Source organism: Arthrobacter sp. ZBG10 (assembly GCF_001238605.1).
GTDB lineage: Bacteria > Actinomycetota > Actinomycetes > Actinomycetales > Micrococcaceae > Arthrobacter.
The window spans coordinates 1-13009 of record NZ_LFQH01000016.1; the positions used below are offsets into that span (position 1 = coordinate 1).

The window sequence follows — 13009 nt, forward strand, 5'->3', positions numbered from 1 at the left end:
ACCGCACCCCCACCACCAGGCACATCGCTGTCACTACGGCCACCTACCGCCGAGTCTTTGCCCGTAACCAGATCGAGTACCCGCACCAAGGTGAGGAAAGAGAAACTCCGACGGCTCCGCCCTTACTCAGCCTCAACGGAGCGGACACCGCATTAGAGCACCAGGGACCAACGACGGCTTCGTAGCGACACAAAATGGCCCCGCACGCGTTGGATGCGTGCGGGGCCAGTTCAGGACATTCAGGCGCCGGAGAGCCGGCGGATTAGAAGTCCCAGTCGTCATCCTCAGTGTTGACGGCCTTGCCAATGACGTAGGAAGAACCGGACCCGGAGAAGAAGTCGTGGTTCTCGTCAGCGTTCGGTGACAGGGCTGACAGGATGGCCGGGTTAACGTCGGTGACGGAGGCCGGGAACATGGCCTCGTAGCCCAGGTTCATCAGCGCCTTGTTGGCGTTGTAGTGCAGGAACTTCTTGACGTCCTCGGCCAGGCCAACACCGTCGTAAAGATCGTGCGTGTACTGGACTTCGTTTTCGTACAGCTCAAAAAGCAGTTCGAAGGTGTAGTCCTTGATTTCCTGGCGGCGCTCCTCGGAGACCTTTTCCAGGCCCTTCTGGAACTTGTAGCCGATGTAGTAGCCGTGCACGGCCTCATCGCGAATGATCAGGCGGATCAGGTCGGCCGTGTTCGTCAGCTTGGCTCGGGAGGACCAGTACATGGGCAGGTAGAAGCCCGAGTAGAACAGGAAGCTCTCCAGCAGCGTGGAGGCAACCTTGCGCTTCAGGGGATCGTCGCCCTGATAGTAGTCCATCACGATCTGCGCCTTCTTCTGAAGGTTGGCGTTCTCAGTGGACCAGCGGAAGGCCTCGTCGATCTCCTTGGTGGAGGCCAGCGTGGAGAAGATCGAGGAATAGCTCTTGGCGTGCACCGATTCCATAAAGGCAATGTTGGTGTACACGGCTTCTTCATGCGGAGTGATCGCGTCGGGGATGAGCGAGACGGCGCCCACGGTGCCCTGGATGGTGTCCAGCAGGGTCAGGCCCGTGAAAACGCGCATGGTGAGCTGCTGCTCCGCCGGGGTCAGCGTGTTCCACGACTGGACGTCGTTGGACAGCGGCACCTTCTCCGGCAGCCAGAAGTTGTTGACCAGGCGGTTCCAAACGTCAACGTCCTTATCGTCCTGGATGCGGTTCCAGTTGATGGCCTCGACGTGGCTGAGCAGCTTGACCTTTTCGGTCATGTCATCCCCTAAAAGTTTGGGTTGGTACTTACTTAAAGCGTACGACGGCGGGTGGGCGCCCGCCGTCGTACTGCCGATGTTTAGTTGAAGATTAAAGCATGCAGCTGACGCAGCCGTCCACCTCCGTTCCCTCCAGCGCGAGCTGGCGGAGACGGATGTAGTAGATGGTTTTGATGCCCTTGCGCCATGCGTAGATCTGCGCTTTGTTGATGTCGCGGGTGGTGGCGGTGTCCTTGAAGAACAGTGTCAGGGACAGGCCCTGGTCCACGTGTTGCGTTGCCGCGGCGTAGGTGTCGATGACCTTCTCGTAGCCCAGCTCGTACGCATCCTGGTAGTACTCCAGGTTGTCGTTGGTCAGGTACGGAGCCGGGTAGTACACGCGGCCCAGCTTGCCTTCCTTGCGGATCTCGATCTTGGACGCCACCGGGTGGATCGAGGAGGTGGAGTTGTTGATGTAGGAGATGGAGCCCGTGGGAGGGACGGCCTGCAGGTTCTGGTTGTAGATGCCGTGCTCCATGACGGAAGCCTTCAGCTCGCGCCAGTCATCCTGCGTGGGGATGTGGATGCCGTCAAACAGCTCCGCAACCTTGGCCGTCTGCGGCACCCATTCCTGCTCGGTGTACTTGTCGAAGAACTCACCGGACGCGTACTTGGACTTCTCGAAGCCGCCGAACGTCTGGCCCGTCTCAATGGCGAGCAGGTTGGAGGCCCGAACCGCGTGGAACACCACGGAATAGAAGTAGATGTTGGTGAAGTCCAGGCCCTCTTCGGAGCCGTAGTGCACCCGTTCCCGCGCCAGGTAGCCATGCAGGTTCATCTGGCCCAGGCCGATGGCGTGGCTCTGGTCATTGCCGCGGGCAATGGAGGGCACCGAGGTGATGTTGGACATGTCGGAGACTGCCGAGAGGGACCGGATGGCCGTCTCGATGGTCAGGCCGAAGTCCGGGGAATCCATGGCCTTGGCAATGTTCAGCGAGCCCAGGTTGCAGGAGATGTCCTTGCCCGTGGCGTCGTAGGAAAGGTCATCGTGGTACGTGGTGGGCTGTGAAACCTGGAGGATCTCCGAGCACAGGTTGGACATGATGATCTTGCCGTCGATCGGGTTTTCCCGGTTCACGGTGTCCTCGAACATGATGTACGGGTAGCCGGATTCGAACTGGATCTCGGCGAGGGTCTGGAAGAACTCGCGCGCCTTGATCTTGGTCTTCTTGATCCGGGAATCGTCCACCATCTCGTAGTACTTCTCGGTGACCGAGACGTCGGAGAACGGCATGCCGTAGACCTTTTCGACGTCGTACGGCGAGAACAGGTACATGTCCTCGTCCTTCTTGGCCAGCTCGAACGTGATGTCCGGGATAACAACACCCAGGGAGAGGGTCTTGATGCGGATTTTCTCATCCGCGTTCTCCCGCTTGGTGTCCAGGAACCGGTAGATGTCCGGGTGGTGGGCGTGCAGGTAAACGGCGCCGGCACCCTGGCGGGCACCGAGCTGGTTTGCGTAGGAGAAGCTGTCCTCGAGGAGCTTCATCACGGGGATGACGCCGGAGGACTGGTTCTCGATCTGCTTGATGGGGGCGCCGACTTCGCGGATGTTGGTCAGCGCGAAGGCCACGCCGCCGCCGCGCTTGGACAGCTGCAGTGCCGAGTTGATGGAGCGGCCGATCGACTCCATGTTGTCTTCGATGCGGAGCAGGAAGCAGGAGACCAGCTCGCCGCGCTGCTTCTTGCCGGCGTTCAGGAACGTGGGGGTGGCCGGCTGGAAGCGGCCTTCGATGATCTCATCCACCATCTGCAGCGCGAGCTGTTCGTTGCCGCGGGCCAGGTGCAGGGCCACCATGCAGACACGGTCCTCGTAGCGCTCCAGGAAACGCTTGCCGTCAAAGGTCTTCAGCGTGTACGAGGTGTAGAACTTGAAGGCGCCCAGGAAGGTCTCAAAGCGGAACTTCTTTTTGTAGGCGCGGTTATACAGGTCGCGGATGAAGTTCATCGTGTACTGGTCCAGCGTCTCGCGCTCGTAGTACTCGTTCTTCACCAGGTATTCGAGCTTCTCTTCCAGGTCGTGGAAGAACACCGTGTTGTTGTTCACGTGCTGCAGGAAGTACTGGTGCGCAGCTTCCCGGTCAGCCTCGAACTGGATTTCGCCGTTGGGACCGTACAGGTTCAGCATCGCGTTCAGCTCGTGATAGCCAAGGCCCTTGTAGGCGGCGGGCATTCCGGCTTTGTCGACGGCGGCTGCCGGCAGGGAGTCGACTCCCCCGGTGGCTAGCTCTGAGTCTGTGACTGTCGTGTCCAAAACGTCTCCAATCCGTGGTGAACCCTGGCCACATCTTCCGGTGTTCCCATGAGTTCAAATCTGTAAAGTTGGGGCACTTTGCACTTGGCGGCCACGATGTCCGCAGCCAGGCAATAGTTGTCCCCGAAGTTGGTGTTGCCGGCCCCGATGACGCCGCGGATCAGTTCCCTGTTCCGGGGTTCATTGAGGAACCGGATGACCTGCTTGGGCACGGAGCCTTCACCCCCGGTTCCCCCGTAGGTGGGAAGGACCAGGATAAAAGGCCGGGTGGCCAGCAGGGGTGCATCCCTGGCGTACAACGGAAGCCGGGCGAAATCCATGCCCAGCTTCCGGACGAACCGCAGGGTGTTCTCTGATGAAGATGAAAAGCAGATCAGCGGGCTGTCCGTGGTGGTGGCTTCAACCGTCAATGCAGCCACGGGAGGTACCTCGGTTCAGTGCTGGAAAAAGGGAAAATCAGGCTACGGACGAAACTGCCGATTCGGCGAGTTCCGCGATCTTGTCCGGGCGGAAACCTGACCAGTGGTCCTGGTCCGTGACCACAACGGGCGCCTGCATGTAGCCAAGGGCCTTGAGGCGTTCCAGGGCCTCGGCGTCCTGGGAAATGTCGACGCTCTCGTAGGCAATGCCCTTCTTGTCGAGCGCGCGGTAAGTGGCGTTGCACTGAACGCAGGCCGGCTTCGTGTAAACCGTGACGGTCATGTTCCCAATCCCCTTTGTAAGTCTTCTACCGTTGCTGGAGCCCGGGTCTTTTGACGTCCGTCTCCGATGCCGGCCCGGTTGGCCCGGCTGATGCGCCGGTTGCTTCCTGGGACGTTGTATGCATTAGTCCGGGCTGTTTCTGCTTGGTGCCCGATCCGTAAATTGATACTACATCTAGTGCAGGGCGGCCGCAGCGACCCCTAGATGATGTATTACAAGTATGTCATTCCCTGCACTTTTAATCCACAGGTCCGGCACCCCTAATTGGCCGGGAATCCGCCGATCCGGGCCCTCCTGTCCACACCCTGTGGATGAAGTTCTGCACAATTAAGCCCGTGCGTGTCGCGGTTTTGGCGGCGTGTCGCCAAATGCCAAGCCGGCAAAAAAACTGCACGGAAACACCAAAAAGGGGCCCCGAAGTGAGATTCGGAACCCCTCCTGGTGACCAACGGCACTGCCGTCAGGGCAGGGATGTCAGAGCTGCGCCTCCCGGCGGTCCAGCACCACCTGCTGCACGTCCAGGTAACCCGACTGGAAGCCGGCCCGGGAGTAGCACAGGTAGAACAGCCACATGCGCTGAAAGACCGGGTCGAAGCCCAGCTCGCCCACTTCACGTGACCGGGCCATAAACCGTTCCTCCCACAGCCGCAGCGTGGCCGCGTAGTGGTCGCCCATGCCCATCCGCTCCCGGACGCGCAGGGTGGTGTGCTTCTGGGTGACGCTCTCGATGGCCCGCACGGACGGCAGGAAGCCGCCCGGGAAGATGTACTTGTGCACCCAGGTGTAGGCGTTGCGGGTGGCCAGCATCCGGCCGTGCGGCATGGTGATGGCCTGGATGGCCACCTTGCCGCCGGGAGCCAGCACCCGGTCGATGGTCTGGAAGTAGATGGGCCAGTATTCGTAGCCCACTGCCTCGATCATCTCCACGGACACCACGGCGTCAAACTCGCCCTCCACGGCGCGGTAGTCCTGCAGGGCAACCGTGACCTGGTCCGCGTAGCCGGCGGCGGCGATACGGTCCTGCGCCAGCGCCTGCTGCTCGATGGAAAGGGTCACGCTGTAAACAGTGGCGCCCCGGGCTGCGGCCCGCAGCGCCAGTTCACCCCAGCCCGTGCCGATCTCCAGCAGCCGCGTCCCGGCACCAACGCCCGCCCGGTCCAGCAGCCTGTCGATCTTGGCCTGCTGCGCGGCCGCCAGCCCCTCGAAGTTGACGGTGGCCAGGTGGCCTGCCTCGGCCGGGAACAGCGCCGAGGAGTAGCTCATGGTGGTGTCCAGGAAGTTCGAGAACAGGTCGTTGGACAGGTCGTAGTGCCGCGAGATGTTGCTGCGGGTGTTCTGCTCGGCGTTGCGTTCCTGCCGCGGCGTGCGGGGCAGGTACAGGGTCCGGAGTTTCTGCAGCGGCATGGGAATCAGGGTGTCCACGGAAGCCGCAAAGACTTCCAGGACGCCGGCGAGGTCGCTGGCCTCCCAGTCGCCGGCCATAAAGGATTCGCCCAGTCCGATCAGCCCGTTGTCCCCGATGCGGGCCTCGAATGCATCCGGCCGGACCATTGTCAGCACCGGAGCGTCGGTCCCGCCGGTGCCCAGGATGGTGCCGTCCGGGTAGACAACCCGGATGGGCAGCCGCTTCACGGCGCCCTTGAACAGCAACCCGGCGGCCTTGCCCGCCACCAGCGCCTTGGCGCCCGACGGCGGCTGGGCCACTCCCGGCCAGATCTCGGGATCGATGGTGGCGGGCGACGCCGGAACTCCGGTTCCGGTCCAGGCGGCGGCACCGGAGGTGGCCGCGTGGGCCCCTGCCGCAGCTGCGGTGGTCCCGTTATCGTCCGTCATTGTCATTGAACTGCCTCCTGTGAGGTGTGGTGTGGCCGGGTGACGACCGGAAGGCGCCTTGCCCAGAGCTTAATGCCCTGTACCCGGATAAGTGCGGATACCAGCAGCGGTGCGGCCGGAACCGCCACCGCCGCTGCGAGGATGTTTTTGATGGTGGCCGGCCTGCGCCGGCCATCCATGGTGGCTACGAACGGACGCTGCCCTTCACGTTCCAGGACGATCGAGACCGCCAGCCGTTCGTCCGGCGCCGGCAGCTTCATGCGGTACTGCCCGTCCACGTCATTGAACGGCGAAACGTAGAAGGCCTTGGGTACCGAGGCCCGCCCTGACGCGTCGGTCCGCAGGAGGTAACAGTGCCGTTCGCCGTAGGTGTTGTGGACCTCGGCGATGACGCAGTCCAATTCCCCGGTGGAGCGGTAGCACCAGAAGAGGCTGAGCGGGTTGAACACGTGGCCAAAGACCCTGGCGCTGGTCAGCATGCGGATGGCGCCGCCGTCGGGCTCCATCCCCTGGGTGCGCAGGTAGCGTTCCACGTTGGTCCGGATGCTTTCCGCCGGGTCCCCCAGATGGTCCCCGGCATTGAAGACCGCCAGCGGCCGTAGCAGGCGCGGCAGGAGGGGAAGGTTGTCCACGTCCACAAACCAGCTGTAGCTGCGGTAGGTGAACCTGTTTTTCAACGGCGACTCCCGCACATGGGCGATCGAGGTGCGGTAGATGGCCGCCCCGGCACTCATGCAGGCTCACCGGCCGCGAGGAGTTCGCGCTCCCCTTCACCGGAAGGGTCGACGTTGCCAGTCGGGCTGACCCACGTGCGGCCCAGCGATTCGGCGGCGCGGAGGCCGGACAGCGCGCCGTCTTCATGGAAGCCCCAGCCCAGGTACGCGCCGGCGTACGCCACCCGGCCATCGCTGAGCGCGGCAATTGCCTGCTGCGCCTTCAGGGACTCCGGGGTGTATTGGGGGTGCTCGTAAACCATGCGTTCCAGGATGGAGTCCGGTGCGATCAGGTCCGACTCCCCCAGGCTGACGATGTAGGGCCGGCTGTCGGCGTGCTCCAGCCGCTGCAGGCGGGTCATGTCGTAGCTGACCAGGACGTTGTCCGGGCGGGCATCGCAGGCGGGCAGCCGGTAGTTCCAGGACGCCTTGGCGTTGTCCGCCGCCGGCAGCACGGCCGGGTCGCGATGGAACACGGTGTGGTTGACGGAGTAGGGCATGCCGCCCAGCGCCTCTTTTTCGGCCGGTGTGGCGTCGGCCAGGAAACCCAGCGCCTGGGCGGGGTGGGTGGCGATGACCACGGCGTCAAAGTCATCCAGGCCGGAGTCCGTGGCGATCTCCACACCATCGGCGATGCGCCGGATGGCCGTGATGGCCGTGTTGAGCCGGATGTCAGGGAGCGTCGCGGCAAGCTTCTCCACGTACCGGTGGGAGCCTCCGGTCACTGTGCGCCACTGCGGGGAGCCCTTGACGCCCAACATGCCGTGATGGCCCAGGAACGTGAACAGGTACCGTGCCGGGTAGGACAGGGCCGTGGTGGGATCGCAGGACCATACGGCGCTGACCACCGGGGTCATAAAGTGGGAGATGAAGTAGGGGCTGAATTTTTCCCGGGCCAGGAACTCACCGAGGGTCAACTCGGAAGTGCTGCCGGCACCCACGGCGCTGGCTGGCGCGGTCTTCAGCAGGATCCGGGCCTTGCGGTAGAACCTGGCCACCTCGGCGAGCATTTTAAGGTACTGCACGCGGAAGAGATTGGCCGGGGTGGCAAAAATACCCTTGGCACCGTCGCGGGCACCGGCGTACTCGAGGCCGCAGCCGTCGCAGCGGATGGACATGCTCATTTCGGAATCCTGGGTTTCGACGCCCAGTTCGGCAAACAGCCGCAGCAGCGTGGGATAGGTCCGCTCGTTGTGGACAATGAAGCCTGTGTCGACGCCGAGGAAGGAGCCGTCCGGCTGCGGCATGTCGTGGGTGTGGGCGTGGCCGCCCAGGCGGGAGTCGGCCTCGAAGAGGGTCACGTCGTCGTGCCGGTTCAGGATGTAGGCGGCGGTGAGTCCTGCCACTCCGCTTCCCACCACTGCTACGCGGCGCCTCACGGTCCTGCTCACTGCTGCGTTCGGTGACAACTGCTGCTCCTCTGCTGAACATTGGCCCGCCGGGCCGGTGTTTTCAAAGGGTACTTCGAAGCGGCGGCAGGATCGGATGGGCGCACCACGGACCGGTTTTTGACCGGGCGCAGGCAGAGTAGTGTGGGCAGGTGGTGAATCCGGTACATCTGAAGACCCTCCTGGAAGTCACGCGCCTCGGCTCTTTCGCGGCGGCGGCGGCAACCCTGGGCTATACCGCCTCCGCGGTCTCCCAACAGATGTCCGCGTTGGAACGCGATACCGGCGTGGTTCTTTTCCAGCGGTCGGCGCGGGCCGTGATCCCTACGGAAGCCGCCGTCGTGATGACCCGCCATGCCGCGAAGGTCCTCACGGACATCGGGGCGCTGATGGCCGCCGCCTCCAAAACCCAGGACACCGCCAGCCAGGAACTGCGGCTGGGCATCTTTCCCAGCCTGGCCACCTATGTCCTCCCCCGGATCCTGAAGAACCCGGCGTGGAAGGACCTGGGCATTGACCTCAAAGTCTCCGTAGCCGAACCCGGGCAAACCATCCAGGGCCTGCGTACCGGCGGGGACCTGGACCTGGCGCTGGTGTTCCAGGTGGGCCAGACCGGGCTGGCGTGGCCCAACACCATCAACCGGCAGTGGATCGGTGACGACGACTTCCGGGTGGTGCTGCCCGCAGGCTGGGGCTTCGGCCCGGACGCCAAGGTGGCTGCAGACCACCTCTCCGAGATGCCGTGGATCATGCACCACCCCGGCACCAGCGACGCCATGGTGATCGAGCGGCTCTTCGCCGGCTGCAACCTGCATCCCCGCGTGGTGGCCCACAGCGACGACTTCCACGCCAGCCTGGAGATGGCTGCAGCGGGACTCGGCGCGGCGCTGGTCCCCGAACTCGCGCTGCGGAACAAGCCGGCAGGCGTGGTGGTGCTGGACGTCCCCGAAATCCGGTTGGCCCGCAACGTTTTCGCGTTGGTGATCAACGACAGCAAAACCGCCCGAGTCCAGCTTTTTGTGGACCTGCTGGCGGAAACCCTCGCCGGAATGCGCACGGCAGTCAATTAGGCCGAATGCTGGAATGCACCGCTGTTCGGGTCTATGTTGAGAATATGAACAGGGTAGCGAGCCAGCATTTCGGCGAAGTCGAGCTCAATCACGGCAGGGACCATAACTTCGCCGCGAAGCACGAACTGCGCGGACATCCCCTGGAACTTGACCTCAACATCACCGCCCACGACCATTTCGACGAGGCCGCGATGCACAAGGTGGATTACCGGCTACGGTTCCTGCCCGAGCTCGTTGATGAGGTCCGCGACATGATCGCCGAGGAACTCGGCCAGGAGGGCACCAGCCCCCAGGAGTATCTCCGTTTCCACTGCAATGCGCTTAAGGATGAGCACCTGCAAAAGGTCTTCGGCGTGGAGGAACGCAGCCAGCTCACCAACGACGTTTTCCTGAAGGCCCTGAAGCTGGGCCACGTGGCCATCTACCCCGGGCAGCCGGAACGCTACTTCGTGCTTGACTTCACCCTGGGTGAGCACTTTACGGACGAGGTCCTTGTGGCCTCGGCCGATGAGGACGGCGTGGTGGACGACGAAATCCTCTGGGAGTCCTGAGGCTCCCATATTGGAGAGCGACGCCGGCCGGTCACCCTGGTGACCGGCCGGCGTCGTACTTTTATGCTGTCAGCGAAGAATTGCTACTTTGCGTCTGCCAGCAGGCCGTTACGGGAGTGCCGGGGCAGCGCAAGCTTGTCCAGGACTTCGAGCGCGCTTTGGTGCTCGTTGAAGGTGTAGATGTGCAGGCCGGGGGCGCCGGCGTCCAGGGCTGCGTTCGCCAGGTCAATAGTGGCGCTGACACCGATCCGGCGACGCTCGGAGTCGCTGTCCGCGGCAGCGAGCCGCGCCATCAGCTCCGGTGCGGGTTCGACGCCGGCCAGCTCGCCAAGGCGGGTGACGCGGCGCACGCTGGTCAGCGGCATCACGCCGGGGATGATCGGGATGGTCACGCCGGCGCGGCGGGCCCGGGTGAGCAGGTCCGCGTACTGCGCGGTGTGGAAGAAGACCTGCGTGATGGCGAAGTCGGCGCCGGAACGCTGCTTGGCCAGCAGTACCTCCACATCGTGGGCTTCACTGGGCGACTCGGGGTGCCGTGTGGGGTAGGCCGCCACACCCACCGCGATCTTGCCGGCGCAAAGCATCGCGGACCGGCGCTGTTCCACGCGGCGGATCAGTTCGATCAGGTCCTGGGCGTAGCGCAGCGAACCGGCGATCGGCGCCCCGCTGTCCTTGGGCAGGTCGCCGCGCAGGGCAAGGATGCCCCGCACGCCGGTATCCAGGAGCTGGCCGATGATGGCTGCCAGTTCCTGCGGCGTGTTGCCAACGCAGGTCAGGTGCGCCAACGGCCGCAGGGTGGTTTCAACCACGAGGCGGTTGATGAGTTCGACGGCGGTGTCCCGGTTGGAGCCACTGGCACCGTAGGTGACGGAGACGTAGTCCGGAGACGTGGTCTCCAGCTCACGGATCGTGGTCCAAAGAGTTTCCGCGGCGGCAGGCGACCGGGGCGGGAACAGCTCGTACGAAAGCGCCACCGGGGCGGCGTCGGAGAGGTTCGGATGTGTGTCAATAAGGCTTGGTGGTGACATTTGCGTCCTTGGCTTTGCCATTGGAGGCAGTTCCACATTTTTTGGGTGGGACCTGCCGGCAATGAATTGAGTTCGGGGATCACGGGAAAACTCCACAGGAACACAGCCGGGACTGTTAAGCCTGTTTTGACGTTGTCCGTGAGCAAATGTCAGGCCCACATGGGGGCACCCACACCCTCCGAACCGGAGGATCGCTGACACGTTACCAGGGTAACTCGGTAATGACTCTATGAGCGTGCGGGGGCGCTTTCAAGTCTGCCGCCGAATTAAGACGCACATTGACGCCTTGAGTAGCCCGGGCCCGGAATTTTCTTCGCCCAGCGGGCGGGGCGGGCCTGTCAGCTTTGCCAGGCCAGCACCCCGAGCGCCAGCGGGACAAGGACCACCAGCGCCACGAAGCAGATGGCACAGATCCTGCCTGCGCGGTTGCCCAGGTTGATGGTGAGTCCGTAACCTGCCCCCTCCCGCCTCGGCACCAGCAGGCGCGCATCTTCGGGGTTGTTGTAGATGATGCCGCTGATCCACAAGCGGTCCGCCGCGGCTTCCTGCGCAGTGGGGGCAACACCTGCCCGCGCAGCGGCGCGGGCAGCCCACCTGGCGGCAACAGCGTACGAACCGATGACCACCAGCAGGAACAGCGGGATGGAGAGGAGAGCCGGGGGCGCTGTGGGCCTGTCCGGTCCGGTCCCTCCCTGGGGACCCTGCAGGCCGAGGGTGACAGCAAGGGCCAGGGAAGTGAGTCCCAGCGCGGCGATGGTGCCGCGGGCCATGCCTTCGCGGCGGTGGAGTTCCCAGGCAGTCGCCTCCGGCCGGGGCGGGAAGGCTCGCACTGACACGGCAGCCAGCCCGGCCAGGAAAACCGTCATGCCCGCGGCAAGGAACTGCGTGAAGGACATGTCCGGCAGGCCGGGATAGAGGGACCAGCCGTACGCGAAGAATCCGGCGGTGGCCGCGAGCGCGGCGACGAAGGTGAGCCAGACGGGCCCCCGGCCGTGACTGATGTTCCGTGCAGATGCTGTTGTTGTTTTCCCCATGTACCGAGCCTAGCCCGGTCGCCTGGGCGCTTTCCTGTGGCCGGGATTACCGCCGGGATTTGCCTCACCATGGCCTGTCCACCCCAGGCCCGGTGTCCGGCCGGTCGAGGTATTCGTTACGTGCGCCGCTCTCCAGCCGCTCCCGCAGCGCGTCCCGGGCCTGCTGTTCCAGCTGCTGCAGCCGGGAGGCGTCCGGTTGTTCCGGTTGTTCCTCCCCTTGGGGTTCCTCCCCTGCATCTTCGCCCCCGTCACCGGCGGCAAGTGCGGCACTGAGCCGGTCTTGGGCTTCGGCCAGCCGGCTGCCCTCGCCGGCGTCGTTGTACCCGGAGCCGTTGCCGGCGTCGGTGAAACACCCTGCCGGGGACTGTTCGACGGCGGCGAGCGCCTCGGTGAGCAGTTGGTGCTTTTGTGCGGGGTCGGCAGCGCCTTCGCTGAGGCGTTCCGTGGCCAGCACCAGGTTGACGCGGACCTTGCATTCATCCGGCCCGGGTTTCAGCTCCAGTGCCGCCTGGAAGTGTTCCCGGGCGGCCGCGAAGTTGCCGGCCAGGACTTCACCGTCCCCGGCAGCAAAGACTGCCTTGTGGGGTTCGATAACGTTACCGGTGAGCAGTCCGCGGGCAGCCGACGACACACCTGCGGAATCCCCGCGGCCGAACGCCCCGGCGGCGGCATCGGCAATCAGGCTGACGCTGACCAGCTTGGCCGCGATGACCAGCACCAGCAGGACAGGAAGCGCGGAAACCAGCAGCAGCCGGCGCCGCTTCCCCGGTCTCCGCACTGAATGCCTCCTCAAGACCTGTCCCGTCATAACCTGCCCCCTCGCCCGCCGGCGGGCAGCCGCGTATCGCGGAGCCGCCGGCCGGAGAGGACCAGTTCCCGCAGGCCCAGCACAAAGGCAGCCAGCGCCAGCAGCCAGGACACCTCCCCGCGGTCCGGGACCTCTCCTCCAGCGCTGTCAGCCACCGTCATGCTGCCGGGGTTGGCTTCCTGCAGCAGCGCATCCGCAGTGTCGCCGGGCGTGCGGTGGACGTACGGCACACCAAGGGTGTCCGCAATCGAGCGGAGCGCGTCCTCGTCGATCCGGGACACCGCGTCGCCGCCGCCCGCCGCCGATCCATCCTGGATATAGGCGGTCCCGGCCGAGTCGGTCCGGCCACCCT

At 64.4% G+C, this 13009-nt stretch carries 12 protein-coding genes and 1 pseudogene; 2 read left to right on the forward strand and 11 right to left on the reverse strand.

What is annotated here, in order from left to right:
* Positions 1–262: 262 nt before the first annotated feature.
* The 7 genes from nrdF to ACU18_RS04455 form a co-directional block, all read right to left on the reverse strand.
* The gene (gene nrdF, locus ACU18_RS04425; protein ID WP_050684335.1) at positions 263–1237 is read right to left on the reverse strand and encodes a class 1b ribonucleoside-diphosphate reductase subunit beta; all 975 of its coding nucleotides are present in this window, start codon (positions 1235–1237) and stop codon (positions 263–265) included.
* Positions 1238–1328: 91 nt separating this feature from the next.
* Positions 1329–3449, reverse strand: a complete 2121-nt coding sequence (nrdE, locus tag ACU18_RS04430) for a class 1b ribonucleoside-diphosphate reductase subunit alpha (RefSeq protein WP_050684336.1) — start codon at positions 3447–3449, stop codon at positions 1329–1331.
* A gap of 50 nt (positions 3450–3499) precedes the next feature.
* Positions 3500–3949 carry a class Ib ribonucleoside-diphosphate reductase assembly flavoprotein NrdI gene (gene nrdI / locus ACU18_RS04435; protein ID WP_050684337.1) on the reverse strand — a complete coding sequence of 150 codons (450 nt, stop codon included), beginning with the start codon at positions 3947–3949 and terminating at the stop codon, positions 3500–3502.
* A gap of 37 nt (positions 3950–3986) precedes the next feature.
* Positions 3987–4232 carry a glutaredoxin-like protein NrdH gene (gene nrdH, locus ACU18_RS04440; RefSeq protein WP_050684338.1) on the reverse strand — a complete coding sequence of 82 codons (246 nt, stop codon included), beginning with the start codon at positions 4230–4232 and terminating at the stop codon, positions 3987–3989.
* Between the two features lie 474 nt (positions 4233–4706).
* The gene (locus ACU18_RS04445) at positions 4707–6071 is read right to left on the reverse strand and encodes an SAM-dependent methyltransferase (RefSeq protein ID WP_082178187.1); all 1365 of its coding nucleotides are present in this window, start codon (positions 6069–6071) and stop codon (positions 4707–4709) included.
* A complete protein-coding gene (locus ACU18_RS04450; RefSeq protein WP_050684339.1) occupies positions 6068–6799 on the reverse strand; it encodes a DUF1365 domain-containing protein in 732 nt (243 codons plus the stop codon). Before ACU18_RS04450 ends, ACU18_RS04445 begins: the two co-directional genes overlap by 4 nt.
* Entirely contained in the window at positions 6796–8187 is a 1392-nt protein-coding gene (locus ACU18_RS04455) for an NAD(P)/FAD-dependent oxidoreductase (RefSeq protein ID WP_050684340.1), read from the reverse strand. The genes ACU18_RS04450 and ACU18_RS04455 overlap by 4 nt, the downstream gene beginning before the upstream one ends.
* 131 nt (positions 8188–8318) lie before the next feature.
* Between ACU18_RS04455 and ACU18_RS04460 the strand changes: the two genes are divergently transcribed.
* Positions 8319–9236 carry a LysR family transcriptional regulator gene (locus tag ACU18_RS04460; RefSeq protein ID WP_050684341.1) on the forward strand — a complete coding sequence of 306 codons (918 nt, stop codon included), beginning with the start codon at positions 8319–8321 and terminating at the stop codon, positions 9234–9236.
* A gap of 44 nt (positions 9237–9280) precedes the next feature.
* On the forward strand, positions 9281–9787 hold the full coding sequence (locus ACU18_RS04465) for a DUF2004 domain-containing protein (protein WP_050684342.1): 507 nt from the start codon (positions 9281–9283) through the stop codon (positions 9785–9787).
* Between the two features lie 83 nt (positions 9788–9870).
* On the opposite strand, the gene ACU18_RS04470 is transcribed toward ACU18_RS04465, so the two are convergent.
* The 4 genes and pseudogenes from ACU18_RS04470 to ACU18_RS19855 form a co-directional block, all read right to left on the reverse strand.
* The gene (locus ACU18_RS04470; RefSeq protein ID WP_050684343.1) at positions 9871–10815 is read right to left on the reverse strand and encodes a methylenetetrahydrofolate reductase; all 945 of its coding nucleotides are present in this window, start codon (positions 10813–10815) and stop codon (positions 9871–9873) included.
* A 338-nt stretch (positions 10816–11153) separates the two neighbouring features.
* Positions 11154–11849: a hypothetical protein gene (locus ACU18_RS04475; protein WP_050684344.1), complete on the reverse strand. Its 696-nt coding sequence runs from the start codon at positions 11847–11849 to the stop codon at positions 11154–11156.
* A 64-nt stretch (positions 11850–11913) separates the two neighbouring features.
* Positions 11914–12627: a TRAP transporter TatT component family protein gene (locus ACU18_RS04480; RefSeq protein ID WP_231686001.1), complete on the reverse strand. Its 714-nt coding sequence runs from the start codon at positions 12625–12627 to the stop codon at positions 11914–11916.
* A gap of 26 nt (positions 12628–12653) precedes the next feature.
* Positions 12654–13009, reverse strand: a pseudogene (locus ACU18_RS19855) (vWA domain-containing protein); the annotation flags it as partial.

Excerpts from the sequence above, each read along its gene's own strand:
- nrdF (WP_050684335.1), bottom strand. The coding sequence starts at position 1,237 with ATGACCGAAAAGGTCAAGCTGCTCAGCCACGTCGAGGCCATCAACTGG.
- nrdE (WP_050684336.1), bottom strand. The coding sequence starts at position 3,449 with ATGCCCGCCGCCTACAAGGGCCTTGGCTATCACGAGCTGAACGCGATG.
- nrdH (WP_050684338.1), bottom strand. The coding sequence starts at position 4,232 with ATGACCGTCACGGTTTACACGAAGCCGGCCTGCGTTCAGTGCAACGCC.
- ACU18_RS04445 (WP_082178187.1), bottom strand. The coding sequence starts at position 6,071 with ATGACAATGACGGACGATAACGGGACCACCGCAGCTGCGGCAGGGGCC.
- ACU18_RS04450 (WP_050684339.1), bottom strand. The coding sequence starts at position 6,799 with ATGAGTGCCGGGGCGGCCATCTACCGCACCTCGATCGCCCATGTGCGG.
- ACU18_RS04465 (WP_050684342.1), top strand. The coding sequence starts at position 9,281 with ATGAACAGGGTAGCGAGCCAGCATTTCGGCGAAGTCGAGCTCAATCAC.
- ACU18_RS04470 (WP_050684343.1), bottom strand. The coding sequence starts at position 10,815 with ATGTCACCACCAAGCCTTATTGACACACATCCGAACCTCTCCGACGCC.
- ACU18_RS04475 (WP_050684344.1), bottom strand. The coding sequence starts at position 11,849 with ATGGGGAAAACAACAACAGCATCTGCACGGAACATCAGTCACGGCCGG.